Below are 18,005 nucleotides of genomic sequence, written 5' to 3' on the forward strand. Positions count from 1 at the left end.
GGGAGTCTGTTGCCGCGTCAGGCGACCAGCTCGCCGAAGGCGTGCACGGTGTCGCCGGAGCGGTTGAGGTTCTCGTCCTCGCGCATCCGGCGCAGCGCGCGCCAGATGGAGCTCTTCACGGTGCCGACGCTGATGCCGAGGATGTCGGCGATCTCCGGGTCGGTGCGGCCCTCGTAGTAGCGCAGCACGAGCATGGTGCGCTGGTTCTCGGGGAGCTTGGCGAGCGCCTGCCAGAGCACGGCGCGCAGTTCGGTGCCGCCCATGGCGTCGGTGTCGCCGGCGTGCTCGGGGAGCTCCTCGGTCGGGTACTCGTTGACCTTGCGGCGGCGCCAGGCGGAGATGTGCAGGTTGGTCATGGTGCGGCGGAGGTAGCCGCCGACCGCGGCCTTGTCGGTGATCCGGCCCCAGGCCCGGTAGGTGGAGAACAGCGCGCTCTGCAGCAGGTCCTCGGCCTCGTAGCGGTCGCCGGTGAGGTGGTAGGCGGTGGCGTACAGGGAGGCGCGGCGCTCGCGCACGTACGCGGTGAACTCGGCGATGTCGCGTGCCTCGTCCGCCGCGGCGGCCGGGTGCTCCCCCTGCGCGCCTCCCTGGTCGGCCTGCTCCCCCTGGAACGTCTGCGGTGCGATCCGCAGTACCGTCCGTCCCGCAACCTGGTTCCCCAACCGGTTGTGGGCGCTGTCCCCGCTCCTGGTCCCCACGACCGGGCGGCGGGGCCCCTCGTGACAGATCCGGCTGGCGCCCAGGACAGCGGCACGCGGCCCGGCGTTTCGGGTCGTCAGCGTTGCGGTCATCGGGCACCCCCATGGTCGTTACGAGCGGTTCTCTGCTCGCCGTGGCGCCCGGTGGTGACCCGGCGTTTCCTCGGCGACAAGGAAAACTCTGCCGTCCGCTCGTCATGGCGGTGTCTGTCGACTGTCACAGGGCTGTCACAGGGGCGGCCGGGCGGAGACATTCCGCGGCCCCGCCGGGGCTGACGCCGGAGCGGCGGCATCCGGTTCCCGGGTGGGCGAGGGTCACCCGGGTGGGTGCTTCCTGGGGCCGCGTGGGACACAATGACCCCCGTGCCTTTCCTGCTTCTGATCGAGGACGACGATGCCATCCGCACCGGCCTCGAACTCGCCCTCACCCGCCAGGGTCACCGGGTCGCCGCCGCGGCGTCCGGCGAGGACGGTCTGCGCCTGTTCAAGGAGCAGCGTCCGGATCTGATCGTGCTGGACGTGATGCTGCCCGGGATCGACGGTTTCGAGGTGTGCCGGCGGATCCGGCGGACCGACCAGCTGCCGATCATCCTGCTGACCGCGCGCTCCGACGACATCGACGTGGTGGTGGGCCTGGAGTCCGGCGCCGACGACTACGTGGTCAAGCCGGTGCAGCCCCGGGTGCTGGACGCCCGGATCCGCGCGGTGCTGCGCCGCGGCGAGCGGGAGAGCTCGGACTCGGCGGCCTACGGCGGCCTGGTGATCGACCGTTCGGCGATGACCGTCACCAAGGACGGCCAGGACCTTCAGCTCACCCCGACCGAGCTGCGGCTGCTGCTGGAGCTGAGCCGCCGGCCGGGTCAGGCGCTGTCCCGCCAGCAGTTGCTGCGGCTGGTGTGGGAGCACGACTACCTGGGCGACTCCCGGCTGGTGGACGCCTGTGTGCAGCGGCTGCGGGCGAAGGTCGAGGACGTGCCGTCGGCGCCGACCCTGATCCGCACCGTCCGCGGGGTCGGCTACCGGCTCGACCCGCCCGCCTGACGCCCCTTCCCTTCTCTCCGGTGAGTCTTTTTTGACGGATCTTCAGTCCGCGCCGCGCCGTGCCCGTTCGGCGTCCTGGCGGCGGCTCAGCTCGCTGCGGGTCCGGCTGATCGCGGTGTTCGCCGCGGTCGCGCTGGTCACCGCGGTGTCCGCGTCCGGGATCGCCTACTGGCTGAACCGCGACGCGGTGCTCAAGCGCGCCCAGGACACCGCGCTGAACGACTTCCGGGTGTCGGTCACCAGGAACGTCTCCCAACTGCCGCTGCACCCGTCCTGCCAGGACCTGGGGGCACTGGCCGCGCAGGTGGCGAGCTCCGGCCTGGCGTACGACGTGGTGGTGGTCGACGCGTCGCTGCCGACCTGCGTCGCCTCCTCCGACCCGATCGCGTTCACCGCCAAGCAGGTGCCCGCGGCGCTGGTCACCGCGGTGAACAAGCCGCGCGAGACCGGTCCGGGCAACCCGTACCCGTACCACCTGTACTGGCAGCGGGTGAACCTGGCCGGGCCGTACGTGATCGGCGGGACGAAGGTGGTGCCGGGCGGGCCGACCGTCTACATGTTCAAGTCGCTGCAGAACGAGCGGGCCGACCTGAACACCCTCGGCTGGTCGCTGGCGATCGCCACCCTGCTCGCCCTGGTCGGCTCGGCGCTGCTCGCGCAGGCCGCCTCGGCGACCGTGCTGCGGCCGGTGCGCCGGCTCGGCGACGCCGCCCGGCGGCTCGGCGAGGGCGAGCTGGACACCCGGCTCGACGTCGAGGGCAACGACGAACTCGCCGAGCTGGCCCGGACCTTCAACCGCACCGCGGAATCGCTGTCCGACCAGGTCGCGGAGCTCAGCGCGCGCGAGGCGCAGTCCCGCCGGTTCGTCGCCGACATGTCGCACGAGCTGCGGACGCCGCTGACCGCGATGACCGCCGTCACCGACATCCTGGAGGACGAGGCGGACGCCCTCGACCCGATGATCGAGCCGGCGGTGCGGATCGTGGTCTCCGAGACCCGGCGGCTGTCCGACCTGGTGGAGAACCTGATGGAGGTGACCCGCTTCGACGCGGGCACCGCCAAGCTGATCGCCGACGAGGTCGACATGGCCGACCTGATCATGTCCTGCATCGACGGCCGGGCCTGGTACGACGCGGTCGAACTGGACGCGCCGCGCGGCATCCTCGCCGTGGTCGACCCGCGCCGCCTGGACGTGGTGTTCGCCAACCTGATCGGCAACGCGCTCAAGCACGGCGGCTCCCCGGTCAGGGTGAAGGTCCGTCAGGACGACGCGGCCGGCACCGTGGTGATCTCGGTCTCCGACGGCGGCCCCGGCATCCCCGAGGACGTCCTGCCGCACGTCTTCGACCGCTTCTACAAGGCCGACAAGGGCCGGGCCCGCTCCGAGGGCAGCGGCCTGGGCCTGTCCATCGCGGAGGCCAACGCCCGGATCCACGGCGGCGACATCACCGCCGCGAACAACCCCGACGGCGTCGGCGCCGTCTTCACCCTGACCCTGCCGCTCACCCAACCGCCGGCCCCCGGCCCGGAGGAGGCCCGATGACCGCCCGCCGGACCCGCCCGCTGCTGCTGGCCTGCGGCGTCCTCGCCGCCACCCTGCTCACCGGCTGCGGGATCCGCCCCACCGAGGTCCCGGTGGACGCGGGCGCCCCGGCCAGCCGCACCGCCTGCCCGAACGAGGTCCTGGTGCCGCTGGCCCCGGACACCGCGGCGCCGTCCGTGGTGCCCGGGCCGACCGCCCGGCCGGCGCCCGCCGCGACCGTCCCGGCCACCCCGACGCCGCAGGTCTCGCCGACCGGCTCGCAGGTGTTCGGCGCGGCGTCGCCCAGTCACTGCCCCTGAGCCGGTGCGCCGGGTCACCCGTTCGCCGGGAACCGCCGCGCGCGCCGGGCGCGTCCCCCGGGGTGTGCACACCACCGCGCGAACCGACCACGCGACCGGGGAACCGGCCGCCGAGCCGGCGGCGCCGTACCGGCTCCGGACGGCGGCCCGGGTGCTGCTGGCGCTCCACCTGCTGGTCCTCGGCTGGTTGAGCCTGCGCCCCGTCCCGGTCGCGTGGACCAGCCCGCCCAACCTCACCCCGTTCGCCTCGGTGCACCAGGCGCTCACCCTCGGCGGCCTCGCCGGCGCCCGCCGACTCGCCTCCGGCGTCCTTCCGTTGGCCCCCGTCGGAGTGCTCCTGCCGCTGGCGGTCGGTTCCCCGCACCGCGGCCGTCTGCTCTCCTTCCTCCGCACCACCGGCGCCGCCGCGCTGCTCGCCACCGCCCTCGAATTCCTGGAGGGATGGGCCCCGGGCCATGTCCTGGACGTCGACGACATCCTCCTCGCCACCCTCGGCGCGGCCGTCGCCCACCTCCTGCTGGTCCCCCCGCTGCGCGCCCTCGCGCTGCGCGAACGCCCCGCCCGGCCCGTGCCGCCGGCCCCCGCCCCGCGCCCGTCCGGTCCGCACCTGCGCCGCGGCGGGTCGGGTCAGCCGGTGAAGACCTGATCAACAGTCGGGGGCCGGGGCGCGAAACGCGTCCCGGCCCCCGATTTTGAGGATCCGTCGGATCAGCCGAGGTACTTGCTGCCGTCGATGACCTCGGCGGCGGCCGGCTGGACGGCCTTGACCGGCTTGCCGAAGTCGCTGAACTGCATGCCGCCCTGGGCGCCGGCGTCCAGCGACAGCAGGTAGGGCTCGCCCTCGTTGGCGATGGCGGCCTCGGTGGCGGTGCCGTCCGGGTCGGTCATCTTGATGGTGACCGCGCTGACGCCGCCGACCTGCTTGACGGCGCCCTTGGTGCCGCCGGGCTCCGGCTTGCCGTTGTCGTCGAGGCCGACGTTCTTCTGCACGTTCAGGCCCAGGTCGCAGAACTCGGTGAACTCCGCGCCCTGGCCCGCGCCCAGGCTCAGCCACTTGCCGGAGATCACGCCGCCCGCGCCGGGGGCGACGGCGTTGACGAACTGGGTGTCCGGCTTGATCCAGACCTTGCCGCCGGTCCGGACGACGTCGGCCTTGCCCTTGCCTCCGATGGCCACCGAGCCGGTGCAGTTGCCGGTGCCGTCGGTGGCGACCGTGCCGCTCATCTGCTCGCCGTCGCTGTCGAGCTTGAAGGTCACCTTGACGGCGGACAGCTTGGCGCCCGCGGCCTGCGACTTCTTCAGGATGTCGGCCACCGGCAGGGCCTCGAGCCCGCCGCCGGCCGCGGACTTGGAGGCCGCCGGCGAGGCGGAGGCGGAGGCGGACGCAGCGGCGGAGGGCGCGGCGGCGTCCTTGCTCTTGCTCCCGTCCGACCCACAGGCCGTCAGCCCCGACACTCCGAGGACGGACAGCATGGCCACGGCCATCAGACGGTTCGCGCGCATCAGATCATTCCCAGGTTGTACGACGTTCGGATGCGCGAGTCTGGCAGTGACCTGGGAAAGCCTGAGCACCGCCTCCATGGCGTTTACTTTTCCTTTACCTTTCCGCGCCCCGCTCCGGCAGACTCGGGGTGCACCCCGGAGCCGACCCTGAGGCGGCGCTCCTCCCGGACGGGGAGCGGCTCCGGGTCCGGATCGGCATCGCGACGGACGCGGCGGAGCAGGTCGCGGCGGAAGGATGGAAGACGAACCGGGCGGACCGACCGCACCGGGAACACTCCTCGGAGGAGACCATGAGCAGCCTCGCCCGCCCCCGTCACAGCCGCGTCATCGGCGGCGTCTGCGCCGGCCTCGCCAAGCGCTTCGGGCTCACGCCGTGGACGGTCCGCGCCATCTTCGTGGCGTCCTGCCTGCTGCCCGGCCCGCAGTTCCTGATCTACCTGGCGCTGTGGCTGCTGCTCCCGCAGGAGCCGTGAGCGACCCCGCGACGGGCCGTCAGTCGAACAGCCCGGAGGGGGACTCGCGGATCTGGTCCGCGGGCGGCGGGGTGACCGTCACCGGCTTGTCGAAGTCGGTGTACCGGATGGTCGCCGTGCCGGTGGCGCTGACGGAGCGCACGGAGAGCAGCCGGGCCGGGCCCTCGGCGGCGACGGCGACCTCGGTGGTCTCACCGCCCTTGCCGGTCGGGGACAGCACGGCGGCCGCTCCGCCCACCCGGTAGCTGAGCAGCACCGCCCGGACGCCGCCGATCTCGGTGGTGCCGCTGCGGACCCACGCACCGGACCCGCCGCCGAGCTCATCGGTCCGGGTCAGCAGCTCCAGGCCCATGTCGCAGAAACCGCTCAACGAGTCGCGCAGCTCATCGGCGTCGCCGGCCACCCACAGATCGGCCGACGAGGCTCCGCCGTCGGCGAGGGCGCCCGCCGCCGGAGTCGACATCTTGAGCCACGCCTCGCTCCCCCGGCGCTTGATCTCCATCCGGCGGTCGGACACCGCCGAACCGCCGGACTTGTCCTTGCTGTCGCGCTTGCCGCCGGTGTGCAGCACCGGCTCCCCGCCGACCGACCTGCCTTCGCAGTTGCCCTTGCTGTCCGCGGACACCGTGGTGACCGTCGCGGTCTGCCCGAGCTGCACCCGCGTGACCGACAGGACGGAGGTCACGTCCTCGTCCGCGCGCTGCGCCTGCGTCAGGATCTCCTTCGCCGACAGCCCCGGGAACACCTGGGCGTCGTCCGGCCCGTCGCCCTCCGACCCGCAGGCCGTCAGCCCGGACATCCCGAGCACGGCCAGCACGGCCCCCGCCACCAGTCGGTTCGTACGCATCGCCGTTCCCCCTCGTCCACCCCACGCAGGCAGTCGCGCGAGTGTGTCACTCATTCGATCCGCACACCAGCAGTTTCTGCCCCTTGCGGGACGGTACGACCTGGTTCGTCCGGCCAACTCGTCGACTGGCAGCGGGAGCTGACGGCCGGTCCGACCGGGCGCACGACGAAGGGGCCGTCCCCAGCGGGACGGCCCCTCGGTCGGTGCGGATCGGGTCGGCGTCAGCCGCCCACGCCCGGCAGGCTCGGCAGGCCGGGGGCACCGCCACCGGTCGGCGACAGGCTGCCCAGCGTGCCGATCACGCCGCCGACCGGGGTCTTGGCCAGGCCCTGGCCGCCCGGGACGGAGTCCAGGCCGCCGATCCGGTTGGCGGCGGCGGGCGCGCCCTGCTCGGCGCTGCCCGGGCCGGTCTGCTCGGCGACCGGCGGGGCCTGCTCCTCGGCGGGCGCGGCGGCCGGCGCGGCGGCGGGGGTGCCCGCGGCCGGGTTCAGCGTGCCGGTCACCGAGCCGAGCTGGTCACCGCCGGGCAGCTTGCTCACGGCGCCGGTGGCCGCGCCGGTCACGCCGGGGTTGGTGAGCGCGCTGGTCGGCAGTCCGAGGCCGCCGGGGGCGACCGCCGCGGCGGAGGCGGAGCCCGCGGCGACGGCGGCGACCGCGACGCCGAGCACCGCGGTGCCGGCGGCCTTCAGAGTGGCCTGCTTCATGTGTGCGTCCTCAGTCCTGGTCGGGCCGGTGCGACGGCGCGCGCCCGGGGAATGCGGGGCGACTGCCGTCACACCGAGTCAGCAGTGACCGGCCCACCGTAGTGAGAAGGTCGCGCACGGTTCAAAGTCGGCCACTCCGGAGAGTGATAAGTCCGACCATCTCCGTGGACGCTGGGCCACCGCCCGGCCCGACGGACCGTCAGGCGCGCGGACCGAACAGCCACTCCGCCTTGAGCTCGGCGTAGCCGGGCTTGATCACGTCGTTGATCATCGCCAGCCGCTCGTCGAACGGCAGGAAGGCCGACTTCATCGCGTTGACGGTGAACCACTCCAGGTCGGCCAGCGTGCAGCCGAACGCCTCCACCAGGTGCCCGAACTCGCGGCTCATGCTGGTGCTGCTCATCAGCCGGTTGTCGGTGTTGACGGTGACCCGGAACTTCAGCCGGCTGAGCAGCCCCACCGGGTGCTCCGCGTACGAGGCCGCCGCACCGGTCTGCAGGTTGGAGGTCGGGCACATCTCCAGCGGGATCCGCTTGTCGCGCACGTACGCGGCCAGTCGCCCGAGCTGCACCCGGCCGTCCTCGCCGACCGTGATGTCGTCGACGATCCGCACGCCGTGGCCCAGCCGGTCCGCGCCGCAGCACTGCAGCGCCTCCCAGATCGACGGCAGGCCGAAGGCCTCGCCGGCGTGGATGGTGAAGTGGTTGTTCTCGCCCTTGAGGTAGTCGAAGGCGGCCTGGTGGCGGGTGGGAGGGTAGCCGGCCTCGGCGCCCGCGATGTCGAACCCGACCACGCCGCGGTCGCGGTGACGGTTCGCCAGTTCGGCGATCTCCTGCGACCGGGCGGCGTGCCGCATCGCGGTCAGCAGCGTCCCGACCCGGATCCGGCGGCCGCGCGCCCGGGCGTTCGCCTCGCCCAGCCGGAAGCCCTCGTTGACCGCCTCGACCACCTCGTCCAGGGACAGCCCCGCCTCCAGGTGTTGCTCCGGCGCGTACCGCACCTCGGCGTACACCACGCCGTCCGCCGCCAGGTCCTCCGCGCAGTCCGCGGCCACCCGGATCAGCGCCTCCCGGGTCTGCATCACGGCGCAGGTGTGCGCGAAGGTCTCCAGGTACCGCTCCAGCGACCCGGAGTCGGCCGCCTCCCGGAACCACACCCCGAGTTCCTTCGGGTCCGTGGTGGGCAGGCCCTGGTAGCCGCAGTCGGCGGCCAGTTCGACGATCGTCTCGGGCCGCAGCCCGCCGTCCAGGTGGTCGTGCAGCAGCACCTTCGGGGCGCGGGCGATCTGCTCGGACGTAGGAATGCGCGGGGCCGTGGTGCCCGCGAGAGGGGTCTGCTTCTCCATTGCCGGAGCATAGCCCCTACGCGCGTAGATTGCCTACCGCCACGCCGTTCCGACCGGGCGAAGCGCAGGTGAACGGCGAGCCCTTCGAAAGGTCGGAGATGTCCGACGCTTGATTCGTCGGAACTTTCCGACCTATGCTCGGGCCGTGCCCACCGACGTCTACGGCGCACTCGCCAACCCCGTGCGCCGCCAACTCCTCCACGCGCTGCTCGACGGCCCCCGTGCGGTCAACGACCTCGCCGGCCGCTTCGAACTCAGCCGCCCCGCCGTCTCCGAACACCTCCAGGTGCTGCGCCAGGCCGGCCTGGTCCGCGAGGAGCCGCGCGGACGGCAGCGCTACTACCACCTGGTGGCCGACCCGCTCGCCGAGGTCAGCCGCTGGCTGCACCCCTTCGAGCACTACTGGCGCGGCCGGCTCACCGCCCTCGGCGAACTCCTCGACGCCACCGCACCGCCCGCCCCCCAGAACCAGGACCCGCGATGACCGACCCCACCCCCGCCATCCACTGCGACCAGTTCCTCCCGCACCCGCCCGCCCGGGTCTGGCAGGCCCTCACCGACCCCGAACTGCACGCCCGCTGGTGGGTCCCCGGCGACATCCGCCCCGAGGTCGGCCACCGCTTCACCCTCGACCTCGGCCCCTGGGGCACCCAGTCCTGCGAGGTCACCCGGGTCGACCCCGAACGCCTGCTCAGCTACACCTTCGCCGAGGGCGTCCTCGACACCACCCTCACCTGGCGCCTCACCCCCGAGGGCACCGGCACCCGCCTCTTCCTCACCCACGAGGGCTTCGACCTCGACACCCCGCTCGGCCGCCAGGCCCTCGACGGCATGGGCCGAGGCTGGCCGGCCGTCCTCCACCGCATGTCCGAAACGATCTGACCCCCACCCCGGCGCAACGAAACACCTCCGGCGACCGAGCACCCCCGCCGGAGGCTTCCCCGCTGGGAACACCTCCGGTGGCAGAGCAACTCGCCGGCTCCCCACCACGCGGCTGAACTTCAACGGCAGGCGAGAGTCCCCCTCGGAGCGGACCCGCCGGCTCCCCGCCGCGCGGCGGAACACCCCGCGGAGCGAACCGGTCGGCTCCTGCGCCGCGCAGCGGAACACCCGGGAAGCGAATCTGCCCGCTCTTGCGCCGCGCAGCGAAACGGCCCTCAGCCGTGGCCCAAGTTGCCCCCCGTCGCCCCCTCCCCGGCGCGGAGCGGACGCCCGCGGGCGAATCTGCCTGTGCTTTCCCTCGCGGAGCGGGGTGTGCTCAGTCGTGGGTGAGGATGCTGCCGCGGCGGGAGAGGACGAAGTCGCGGAAGGCGGCGGCCGGCGGGGGAGGGGGCGGTTCGCGTGCCAGGCGAGGCCGATGGCGCGGCGGGTGCGGGGCGCGGTGACTTCGAGTTCGACGACGCCCGGGCGGGGGACCAGGGCGGGCGGGAGGAGGGCGACGCCGAGGCCCGCGGCGACCAGGCCGCGGAGGGTCTCGACCTCCTCGCCCTCGAAGGCGATCCGCGGGGTGAACCCGGCCTCGGTGCAGAAGCCCTCCATGATGTGCCGCAGGCCGTACCCCTCCTCCACCGTCACCCAGGGCTCCTCCGCGACCTCGGCCAGCCGGATCCGGCGCCGCCCGGCCAGCCGGTGGTCGGCGGGGACGGTCAGGAACAGCCGCTGCTCGTCCAGCGGACGGGCCGTCAGGTCGGGCGCGTCCGGAAGCGGGGAGACCAGGCAGAGGTCGAGCTCGCCGGCCCGCAGCCGTTCCAGCATCGCGGCCACGTAGTCCTGGACCAGCTGGAAGCGCACCCGCGGATGCCCGGCCCGGAACCCGCGCAGCAGCGCGGGCACCGCGTCCGTGCCCATGGTGTGCAGGAAGCCGAAGGCGACCCGCCCGCCGGCCGGGTCGGCCTCCGCGCGGGCCGCTTCCGCGCCCCGCTCCACCTCGGCGAGCGCCCGTTCGACGGAGTCCAGCAGCAGTCGCCCGGCCCGGGTCAGCCGGACGGTGCGCCCCTGCCGGGCCAGCAGGTCGACGCCGAGCTCGGTCTCCAGCCGGGCCACCGCCCGGGAGAGCGTGGGCTGCGGCATGCCGAGCAGCTGCGCGGCCCGGGTGACGTGCTCCAGCCGGGCGACCGCCGCGAACTCCGCCAACTGCGGTGCGAGGCGCGTCACATCGGTGTCGGGACCGAGCTCGGCGAGACGGACGGGGGCGGAGCTGCTCTGATACGTCACAGCATGGATCTTCGCTCATTCATGTATTGGACGCATCAACGGCCCCGGTCGTAGCGTCGTCGGCATGCAGCCCTCAAGTACCGAGGCGGCCGCGCCCGCCCCCGCCACCGATCTCCGCCTGCGCCCCGGCAGCCGCGACTTCCGCCGCGCCAACCTCGCCCTGTTCGCCGCGGGCGTGGCCACCTTCGTCCTGCTGTACTCCACCCAGGGCCTGCTGCCGATCCTCTCCGCCGACCTCGGGCTGACGCCCGGTCAGGCCAGCTGGACCGCCTCCGCGTCCACCCTCGGGCTCGCGCTGGCCCTGCTGCCCGCCAGCGCGCTGTCCGACCGCTACGGGCGCACCGCCGTGATGACGGCCTCCACCCTCGCCGCCTCGGTGCTCGCCGTCGCGCTGCCGTTCGCCCCCGACCTGACCACGCTGGTCGCGCTGCGGGCGCTGCAGGGTGCGGCCCTCGCCGGGCTCCCCGCGACCGCGATGGCCTACCTCGCCGAGGAGGTGCACCCGTCGGCGCTGGCCTCCGCGATGGGCCTGTACGTGGCCGGCAACTCGATCGGCGGGATGGGCGGCCGGCTGGTCTCCGGCTGGGCCGGGGCCGCCTGGGGCTGGCGCTGGGGGCTGGCCGTCTCCGCCGCCCTGGCGCTGCTCGCCGTGCTGGCCTTCCGGCTGCTGATCCCCCGGGCCCGGCACTTCCGCCGTGCGCCGGTGGACGCCCGGGCGCTGGCCGCGACCGTCGCCGGGCACCTGCGCAACCCGCTGCTGCTGCGGCTGTACGCGCTCGGGATGCTGTTCATGGCGGTGTTCGGCGCGGTGTACAACACCGTCGGGTACCGGCTCACCGCGGCGCCCTTCCACCTGCCGCAGTCGGTGGCCGCCTCGATCTTCGTGGTCTACCTGGTCGGCACCGCGTCCTCCGCCTCGGCGGGCCGCCTGACCGCCCGCTGCGGCCGCCGCGGCACCCTCTACCTGGCCATCGGCACCACCACCGCGGGCCTGCTGCTCTCGCTGGCCGGTTCGCTGTTCTGCGCGATCCTCGGCCTGGTGCTGATCACCGCGGGCTTCTTCGCCGGCCACGCCACGGCCTCCTCGGCGGTCGGCCGCACCGCCGCCACCGGCCGCGCCCAGGCCTCCGCGCTCTACCTGATCGCCTACTACCTGGGCAACAGCCTCGGCGGCACCCTCGGCGCCGACGCCTACCACTCCAGCGGCTGGTCCGGCACCGCCACCGTCGCCCTCGCCGCCATGGCCGGCGCAGCCGGCGTCACCCTCTACGCCACCCATCGTGCGGTCGCCACCCGCCGGGCGGAGGCGGTGTCCGTCGGCCGGCTCGGGGCGCGCGCCTGACGGTCCGCCGAGAACGCCGAACGCCGCGGCCGGAGCTCCCTTCCCCCGGGGAGCTCCGGCCGCGGCGTTCGGACGGTCGGTCAGGCGATGCGGTCGAGGACGATCGGGGCCGGGGTGAAGGCGGTGCCGGTGGGGGCGATCGCGGTGGCGCCGTCGAGGGCTTCCAGGGCGTACGGGAAGCGGTCCGGGGTGTCGGTGTGCAGGGTGAGCAGCGGCTGGCCGGCGGTGACGGTGTCACCGGGCTTGGCGTGGAGCTCGATGCCGGCGCCGGCCTGGACCGGGTCCTCCTTGCGGGCGCGGCCGGCGCCGAGGCGCCAGGCGGCGACGCCGACGGCGTAGGCGTCGAGGGCGGTGAGGACGCCGGTGGCGGGCGCGGTGACGACGTGCTGCTCGCGGGCGACCGGGAGCGCGGCGTCGGGGTCGCCGCCCTGGGCGGCGATCATGCGGCGCCAGTGGTCCATGGCGGAACCGTCGCGGAGGGCGTCGGCCGGGTCCTTGCCGTGCACGCCGGCGGCGGCGAGCATTTCGCGGGCCAGTGCGAGGGTGAGCTCGACGACGTCGGCGGGGCCGCCGCCGGCCAGCACCTCGACGGATTCGCGGACTTCGAGCGCGTTGCCGGCGGTCAGGCCGAGCGGGGTGGACATGTCGGTGAGCAGGGCGACCGTGGCGACCCCGGCGGAGCGGCCCAGACCGACCATGGTGCGGGCGAGTTCGCGGGCGTCGTCGAGGTTCTTCATGAACGCGCCGGAGCCGACCTTGACGTCCAGGACGAGCGCGCCGGTGCCCTCGGCGATCTTCTTGGACATGATCGAGGAGGCGATCAGCGGGATCGCCTCGACGGTGCCGGTGACGTCGCGCAGGGCGTAGAGCTTCTTGTCGGCAGGGGCCAGGCCGTCGCCGGCCGCGCAGATCACCGCGCCGGTGGAGTCGAGGACGGCGAGCATCTCCTCGTTGGAGAGCAGGGCGCGCCAGCCGGGGATGGACTCCAGCTTGTCGAGGGTGCCGCCGGTGTGGCCGAGGCCGCGGCCGGAGAGCTGCGGGACGGCGGCGCCGCAGGCGGCGACCAGCGGGGCGAGCGGGAGGGTGATCTTGTCGCCGACGCCGCCGGTGGAGTGCTTGTCGGCGGTGGGGACGCCGAGCGAGGAGAAGTCCATCCGTTCGCCGGAGCGGATCATCGCGTCGGTCCAGCGGCTGATCTCACGGGCCGTCATGCCGTTGAGCAGGATGGCCATGGCGAGGGCGGACATCTGCTCGTCGGCCACCTCGCCCCGGGTGTAGGCGTCGATGACCCAGTCGATCTGGGGGTCGGTCAGCTCGCCCCGGTCGCGCTTGGCCCGGATGACGGAGATGGCGTCCATACACGTGCTCCAGAGGGGGGTGAAATGCGTAGAGTGCCGCGGGATGTCCTCCCGCGACACTCTACGCGCGTAACAACGCAAACAGCTACAGCATCTCCGGCCCGAACGCGTCCGGCAGCACCTCGCTCATCGGCCGCACCCCGGAGGGCAGGTCGACCAGCAGCTCGGGTCCGCCGTGCTCGTACAGCAGCTGGCGGCAGCGCCCGCACGGCATCAGCAGCTCGCCGCCGCCGTCCACGCAGGTGAAGGCCACCAGCCGGCCGCCGCCGGAGGCGTGCAGCGCGGAGACCAGACCGCACTCGGCGCACAGGCCGAGTCCGTACGAGGCGTTCTCCACGTTGCAGCCGACCACGGTGCGGCCGTCCTCGACCAGGGCCGCGGCCCCGACCGGGTACTTGCTGTAGGGGGCGTACGCGTGCCGCATCGCGGAGCGCGCCGCCTCCCGCAGGGTCTCCCAGTCGGGCGCCGGGGCGGCGGGGGCCGTCACTTGCCCTCGCCCTTGCGGTAGACCTGGCCGTCCGCCTTCGGCGGCCGCAGCCGCTGCGAGGCGAGCGCCAGCACCGCCAGGGTGATGACGTACGGGGTGGCGACGATCAGCGGGCGCTGCACCTCGTCGGTGAGCGCGTACCAGGCGGCCACGCCGCCCGCGACGACCACGCTGATCACGCCGGCCACCAGCTGGCGGCGGTAGAACTGCCAGCAGGCGAGCAGCGCCATCGCGATGGCGACCACCAGCAGCAGCACGTGCACCGAGTCGGCGTCGCGCAGCTGGAGGCTGTCGGTGAAGCCGAACAGGCCGGCGCCGGCGGCCAGGCCGCCCGGCATCCAGTTGCCGAAGATCATCGCGGCCAGACCGATGAAGCCGCGGCCCTGGGTCTGGCCGTCCCGGTAGAAGTGCGCGGCGACCAGCGACAGGTAGGCGCCGCCGAGGCCGGCGAAGGCGCCGGAGGAGATCACCGCGAGGTACTTGTACTTGTAGACGTTGACGCCCAGCGACTCGGCGGCGATCGGGTTCTCGCCGCAGGAGCGCAGCCGCAGGCCGAACACGGTGCGCCAGAGCAGGAAGTAACTGCCGATCAGGAACGCGGCGGCGATCAGGATGACCACCGACAGGTTGGTGACCACGCCGCCGACGATGCCGGCCAGGTCGGAGACCAGGAAGTAGTGGTGCCCCTCGACGGTCTTCAGCCAGTCGGACAGGCCGGGGACGGTCAGCTGCGGCAGCGAGTCCGCGGGCGGCGACTGGTTCGCACCGGCGCCGTCGTTGACGTAGTCCTTGTAGTAGATCCGGTTGACGTAGGCGCACAGGCCGGGGATCAGCAGGTTGACGCCGACGCCGGAGACGATGTGGTCGACGCCGAAGGTGACGGTGACCAGCGCGTGCAGCAGACCGCCGAGCGCGCCGCCCGCCATGCCGGCCAGCAGGCCGACCCACGGGTTGACCAGGAAGCCGCCCCAGGCGCCGCAGAAGGTGCCGGCCACCATCATGCCTTCGAGGCCGATGTTGACCACGCCCGCGCGCTCGGACCAGAGGCCGCCGAGACCGGCCATCGCGATCGGCACCGCCGAGGACAGCGCGGCGCTGATCTGACCGGAGGAGGTCAGGCCGTGGTTGCCGGTGGCCGCCCCGACCACCGCGAACAGCACCAGGGCGAGGGCGATCAGCAGCAGCACCACCGGCCAGGTGAGCTTCGGCTTCTTCGCGGGCGCGACGGGCGACTTGGGCTTTCCGGCGAGTGCGGTGCTCATGCCGCCACCTCCTTCTGGGCGGCCGCAGCCTGGGCGGCGAGCTCGGCGCCGACCTTCTGCTGCTGGCGCTTGAGGCCGTAGCGGCGCACCAGCTCGTAGGCCACGACGACGCAGATGACGATGGTGCCCTGGATCACCGGAATGATCTCGGACGGGTAGTCGCCCTGGGTGGGCAGCTGGGCGCCGGAGGCGTCCAGGAAGGCGAACAGCAGCGCGGAGAACGCGATGCCGATCGGGCTGTTGCGGCCGAGCAGCGCCACCGCGATGCCGGTGAAGCCCAGGCCGGTCTGCACGTTCTGCCCGAAGTACGGGGTGTTCTGCATCAGTTCGGGCAGGCCGATCAGACCGGCCAGCGCGCCGGAGACCACGATCGAGGTGATCACCATGCGCTTGACGTTGACGCCGGAGGCCTTGGCGGCGGTCTCCGAACGGCCGGTGGCGCGCAGGTCGAAGCCGAACCGGGTGCGGTTCAGCGTGAACTGGAAGACCACGCCGACCAGCACCGCGATCACGATGAAGCCCCACAGGGTGCCGCCCTGCGTCTCGAACGCGAAGAAGTGGCTGGACTCGGAGATCTTGGCGGTCTGGATCGAGTTGGTGGTGCCCTTGGTCTGCGGCGCGAAGATGCCGGGCACCAGCAGCACGCCGATCACGGCGACCGCGATGTAGTTCAGCATGATGGTCGAGATGACCTCGCTGACGCCCCGGTAGACCTTCAGCAGACCGGCGATCGACGCCCACAGGCCGCCGACCAGCATCGCGGTGATCAGCAGCAGCGGGATCTGCAGGAACGCCGGCAGGTCGACCTGGCTGCCGACGTACGCGGCGAACATCATGCCGAGCTTGTACTGGCCCTCGATGCCGATGTTGAACAGGTTCATCCGGAACCCGAACGCGGCGGCGGCCGCGGCCAGGTAGTACACGGTGGCCTTGTTCAGGGTGGCGACCTGGCCGTCCGAGGCGGTGCCGTAGTCCCACATGATGCGGAAGGCGTCGAACGGGTCGCGGCCGGAGACCGCCAGCAGGGTGCCGGCGATGACCGCAGACAGCAGCACCGCGAGCACGGGGGCGGCCAGCCCGAGGGCGATCCGCTCCAGGTCGATGCGCTCGCGCAGCGAACGCTTGGCCGCGGGTGCGGCCGGGGGGTTGGGACTGGTCATGTGGCTACTCCCCCGCCTGCTCGTCGTCGGCGGTGTCGGTGGACGGGGTGGCGTCGGTGCCGTTCCCGGACTGCTCGGCCTCGGTGCCCTCGGCGGCGAGCGCCCGGTCCTCGGCGACGGCCTCCGGGGCGGACTCCAGGTGGCCGCGGGCCGCGCCGGCCATCGCGGTGCCCAGGTCCTCGGCGGTGACGGTGGCCGGGTCGGCGTCGGCGACCAGGCGGCCGCGGTAGATGACCCGGATGGAGTCGGACAGGCCGATCAGCTCGTCCAGGTCGGCGGAGATCAGCAGCACCGCCAGGCCCTCGCGCTGGGCGGACCGGATCTGCTCCCAGATCTGGGCCTGCGCGCCGACGTCCACACCGCGGGTCGGGTGGGCGGCGATCAGCAGCTTCGGGCCGTGGCTCATCTCGCGGCCGACGATCAGCTTCTGCTGGTTGCCGCCGGAGAGCGAGGCCGCGGTGACCTCGATGCCGGGGGTGCGGACGTCGTACTCCTCGACGATCCGCTGGGTGTCGGCGCGGGCGCCGGCCGGGTCGAGCAGCGCGCCCTTGGAGTTGGGCCGCTCGGTGACGTGGCCGAGGATCCGGTTCTCCCAGAGCGGGGCCTCCAGCAGCAGGCCGTGCCGGTGCCGGTCCTCGGGGATGTAGCCGATGCCGGCCTCGCGGCGGGCCCGGGTCAGGGTGCGGGTCAGGTCGGCGCCGTCCAGCGTGACGGTGCCGGCGTCCAGCGGCAGCATGCCCATGATGGCCTCGACCAGTTCGGCCTGGCCGTTGCCCTCGACACCGGCGATGCCGAGGATCTCGCCCTTGCGGATCCGCAGCGACACGTCGTCCAGGACGACGCGCTCGACGCCCTCGGCGTCCGGCTTGGCGATCCGCAGGCCCTCGACCTTGAGCATCTCGGTCTCGGTGACGGTGGAGGCGCGGCTCTCCGGGGAGGGCAGTTCGGCGCCGACCATCAGCTCGGCGAGCTGACGGGCCGTCACGGTGCGCGGATCGGCGTCGCCGACGGTGGTGCCGCGGCGGATCACGCTGATCGCGTCGGCCACCGAGAGCACCTCGTGCAGCTTGTGCGAGATGAAGATGACGGTGACGCCCTCGGCCTTGAGCTCGCGCAGGTTGTCGAACAGCGCGTCGACCTCCTGCGGGACCAGCACCGCGGTGGGCTCGTCCAGGATCAGGATCCGGGCGCCGCGGTACAGCACCTTGAGGATCTCGACCCGCTGCCGGTCGGCCACGCCGAGGTCCTCGACCAGGACGTCCGGCTTGACGCCGAGGCCGTACTGCTCGGAGAGTTCGCGGATCTTCGCCTTGGCGGCCGCGCCGATGCCGTGCAGCTGCTCGCCGCCCAGCACGATGTTCTCCCACACGGTGAAGTTGTCGGCCAGCATGAAGTGCTGGTGCACCATGCCGATGCCGCGCGCGATGGCGTCCGCGGGGGTGCCGAACTCCACCTGCTCGCCGTCGATGGCGATGGTGCCCTCGTCCGGCTTCTGCATCCCGTAGAGGATCTTCATCAGGGTGGACTTGCCGGCGCCGTTCTCGCCCATCAGCGCGTGCACGGTGCCCCGCTGCACGGTGATGTCGATGTCGTGGTTGGCCACCACGCCGGGGAAGCGCTTGGTGATGCCGCGCAGTTCGACGGCCGGTGTCGCCGTCCCCGCGCTGGGGGTGCCGCCCGTGGGGACGGAGTCGGAGGGGGTGATGGCGATCTCCTGCTGGTCGTCGGG

Annotated in this window: 18 protein-coding genes and 1 pseudogene; 8 read left to right on the top strand and 11 right to left on the bottom strand. The window is 73.2% G+C overall.

Features of this window, described 5'->3' with window-relative positions; translation table 11 throughout:
* Positions 1–17: 17 nt before the first annotated feature.
* A complete protein-coding gene (locus tag BX266_RS13610; protein ID WP_099899725.1) occupies positions 18–791 on the bottom strand; it encodes a SigE family RNA polymerase sigma factor in 774 nt (257 codons plus the stop codon).
* A gap of 270 nt (positions 792–1,061) precedes the next feature.
* Here BX266_RS13610 and BX266_RS13615 point away from each other — a divergent pair, with 270 nt between their 5' ends.
* The 4 genes from BX266_RS13615 to BX266_RS13630 all read left to right on the top strand — a co-directional run bounded on the left by BX266_RS13615 (position 1,062) and on the right by BX266_RS13630 (position 4,227).
* The gene (locus tag BX266_RS13615) at positions 1,062–1,739 is read left to right on the top strand and encodes a response regulator transcription factor (protein WP_180290479.1); all 678 of its coding nucleotides are present in this window, start codon (positions 1,062–1,064) and stop codon (positions 1,737–1,739) included.
* A 31-nt stretch (positions 1,740–1,770) separates the two neighbouring features.
* Positions 1,771–3,282: a HAMP domain-containing sensor histidine kinase gene (locus BX266_RS13620; protein WP_099899729.1), complete on the top strand. Its 1,512-nt coding sequence runs from the start codon at positions 1,771–1,773 to the stop codon at positions 3,280–3,282.
* Entirely contained in the window at positions 3,279–3,581 is a 303-nt protein-coding gene (locus BX266_RS13625; protein WP_099899731.1) for a hypothetical protein, read from the top strand. Before BX266_RS13620 ends, BX266_RS13625 begins: the two co-directional genes overlap by 4 nt.
* A 64-nt stretch (positions 3,582–3,645) precedes the next feature.
* Positions 3,646–4,227: a VanZ family protein gene (locus tag BX266_RS13630; RefSeq protein ID WP_180290480.1), complete on the top strand. Its 582-nt coding sequence runs from the start codon at positions 3,646–3,648 to the stop codon at positions 4,225–4,227.
* Between the two features lie 62 nt (positions 4,228–4,289).
* Here the strand turns inward: BX266_RS13630 and BX266_RS13635 are convergent, their stop codons facing one another.
* Positions 4,290–5,084: a hypothetical protein gene (locus tag BX266_RS13635; RefSeq protein ID WP_099899735.1), complete on the bottom strand. Its 795-nt coding sequence runs from the start codon at positions 5,082–5,084 to the stop codon at positions 4,290–4,292.
* Between the two features lie 290 nt (positions 5,085–5,374).
* Here BX266_RS13635 and BX266_RS13640 point away from each other — a divergent pair, with 290 nt between their 5' ends.
* Entirely contained in the window at positions 5,375–5,557 is a 183-nt protein-coding gene (locus tag BX266_RS13640) for a PspC domain-containing protein (RefSeq protein WP_099907824.1), read from the top strand.
* Positions 5,558–5,576: 19 nt separating this feature from the next.
* On the opposite strand, the gene BX266_RS13645 is transcribed toward BX266_RS13640, so the two are convergent.
* The 3 genes from BX266_RS13645 to BX266_RS13655 all read right to left on the bottom strand — a co-directional run bounded on the left by BX266_RS13645 (position 5,577) and on the right by BX266_RS13655 (position 8,453).
* Positions 5,577–6,404 (bottom strand): hypothetical protein, encoded by an 828-nt coding sequence (locus BX266_RS13645; RefSeq protein WP_099899736.1) that lies wholly within the window; start codon positions 6,402–6,404, stop codon positions 5,577–5,579.
* Positions 6,405–6,625: 221 nt separating this feature from the next.
* Complete coding sequence (locus tag BX266_RS13650; protein ID WP_099899738.1) at positions 6,626–7,108, bottom strand: hypothetical protein; 483 nt, start codon at positions 7,106–7,108, stop codon at positions 6,626–6,628.
* A 199-nt stretch (positions 7,109–7,307) separates the two neighbouring features.
* Positions 7,308–8,453 (bottom strand): adenosine deaminase, encoded by a 1,146-nt coding sequence (locus BX266_RS13655; RefSeq protein WP_099899740.1) that lies wholly within the window; start codon positions 8,451–8,453, stop codon positions 7,308–7,310.
* A gap of 145 nt (positions 8,454–8,598) precedes the next feature.
* Here BX266_RS13655 and BX266_RS13660 point away from each other — a divergent pair, with 145 nt between their 5' ends.
* Complete coding sequence (locus tag BX266_RS13660) at positions 8,599–8,937, top strand: helix-turn-helix transcriptional regulator (RefSeq protein ID WP_099899742.1); 339 nt, start codon at positions 8,599–8,601, stop codon at positions 8,935–8,937.
* Positions 8,934–9,335, top strand: a complete 402-nt coding sequence (locus tag BX266_RS13665) for an SRPBCC domain-containing protein (RefSeq protein ID WP_099899743.1) — start codon at positions 8,934–8,936, stop codon at positions 9,333–9,335. The genes BX266_RS13660 and BX266_RS13665 overlap by 4 nt, the downstream gene beginning before the upstream one ends.
* Positions 9,336–9,711: 376 nt before the next feature.
* Here BX266_RS13665 and BX266_RS13670 read toward each other — a convergent pair.
* Positions 9,712–10,667 (bottom strand): annotated as a pseudogene (locus tag BX266_RS13670) (LysR family transcriptional regulator).
* Positions 10,668–10,731: 64 nt separating this feature from the next.
* Between BX266_RS13670 and BX266_RS13675 the strand changes: the two are divergent.
* The gene (locus BX266_RS13675; protein WP_099899747.1) at positions 10,732–12,009 is read left to right on the top strand and encodes an MFS transporter; all 1,278 of its coding nucleotides are present in this window, start codon (positions 10,732–10,734) and stop codon (positions 12,007–12,009) included.
* Between the two features lie 80 nt (positions 12,010–12,089).
* Here BX266_RS13675 and BX266_RS13680 read toward each other — a convergent pair whose 3' ends face one another.
* The 5 genes from BX266_RS13680 to BX266_RS13700 all read right to left on the bottom strand — a co-directional run bounded on the left by BX266_RS13680 (position 12,090) and on the right by BX266_RS13700 (position 17,825).
* Positions 12,090–13,367: a thymidine phosphorylase gene (locus BX266_RS13680; protein WP_099899749.1), complete on the bottom strand. Its 1,278-nt coding sequence runs from the start codon at positions 13,365–13,367 to the stop codon at positions 12,090–12,092.
* Between the two features lie 85 nt (positions 13,368–13,452).
* Positions 13,453–13,854 carry a cytidine deaminase gene (locus BX266_RS13685; protein WP_099899751.1) on the bottom strand — a complete coding sequence of 134 codons (402 nt, stop codon included), beginning with the start codon at positions 13,852–13,854 and terminating at the stop codon, positions 13,453–13,455.
* The gene (locus tag BX266_RS13690; protein ID WP_099899753.1) at positions 13,851–15,116 is read right to left on the bottom strand and encodes an ABC transporter permease; all 1,266 of its coding nucleotides are present in this window, start codon (positions 15,114–15,116) and stop codon (positions 13,851–13,853) included. Before BX266_RS13690 ends, BX266_RS13685 begins: the two co-directional genes overlap by 4 nt.
* The gene (locus BX266_RS13695; RefSeq protein WP_099899755.1) at positions 15,113–16,276 is read right to left on the bottom strand and encodes an ABC transporter permease; all 1,164 of its coding nucleotides are present in this window, start codon (positions 16,274–16,276) and stop codon (positions 15,113–15,115) included. Before BX266_RS13695 ends, BX266_RS13690 begins: the two co-directional genes overlap by 4 nt.
* 4 nt (positions 16,277–16,280) lie before the next feature.
* Positions 16,281–17,825, bottom strand: a complete 1,545-nt coding sequence (locus BX266_RS13700; RefSeq protein WP_399171282.1) for an ABC transporter ATP-binding protein — start codon at positions 17,823–17,825, stop codon at positions 16,281–16,283.
* Between the last annotated feature and the right edge of the window lie 180 nt (positions 17,826–18,005).

It is taken from the genome of Streptomyces sp. TLI_171, assembly GCF_003610255.1.
Classification (GTDB): Bacteria; Actinomycetota; Actinomycetes; order Streptomycetales; family Streptomycetaceae; genus Kitasatospora.

Bases quoted from the DNA above. Each gene is read 5' to 3' on its own strand.
- BX266_RS13645 (WP_099899736.1), bottom strand. From the start codon at position 6,404: ATGCGTACGAACCGACTGGTGGCGGGGGCCGTGCTGGCCGTGCTCGGG.
- BX266_RS13665 (WP_099899743.1), top strand. From the start codon at position 8,934: ATGACCGACCCCACCCCCGCCATCCACTGCGACCAGTTCCTCCCGCAC.
- BX266_RS13700 (WP_399171282.1), bottom strand. From the start codon at position 17,825: ATGGGCGAGAACGGCGCCGGCAAGTCCACCCTGATGAAGATCCTCTAC.
- BX266_RS13695 (WP_099899755.1), bottom strand. From the start codon at position 16,276: ATGACCAGTCCCAACCCCCCGGCCGCACCCGCGGCCAAGCGTTCGCTG.
- BX266_RS13675 (WP_099899747.1), top strand. From the start codon at position 10,732: ATGCAGCCCTCAAGTACCGAGGCGGCCGCGCCCGCCCCCGCCACCGAT.
- BX266_RS13625 (WP_099899731.1), top strand. From the start codon at position 3,279: ATGACCGCCCGCCGGACCCGCCCGCTGCTGCTGGCCTGCGGCGTCCTC.
- BX266_RS13635 (WP_099899735.1), bottom strand. From the start codon at position 5,084: ATGCGCGCGAACCGTCTGATGGCCGTGGCCATGCTGTCCGTCCTCGGA.
- BX266_RS13610 (WP_099899725.1), bottom strand. From the start codon at position 791: ATGACCGCAACGCTGACGACCCGAAACGCCGGGCCGCGTGCCGCTGTC.
- BX266_RS13650 (WP_099899738.1), bottom strand. From the start codon at position 7,108: ATGAAGCAGGCCACTCTGAAGGCCGCCGGCACCGCGGTGCTCGGCGTC.
- BX266_RS13640 (WP_099907824.1), top strand. From the start codon at position 5,375: ATGAGCAGCCTCGCCCGCCCCCGTCACAGCCGCGTCATCGGCGGCGTC.
- BX266_RS13680 (WP_099899749.1), bottom strand. From the start codon at position 13,367: ATGGACGCCATCTCCGTCATCCGGGCCAAGCGCGACCGGGGCGAGCTG.
- BX266_RS13655 (WP_099899740.1), bottom strand. From the start codon at position 8,453: ATGGAGAAGCAGACCCCTCTCGCGGGCACCACGGCCCCGCGCATTCCT.
- BX266_RS13690 (WP_099899753.1), bottom strand. From the start codon at position 15,116: ATGAGCACCGCACTCGCCGGAAAGCCCAAGTCGCCCGTCGCGCCCGCG.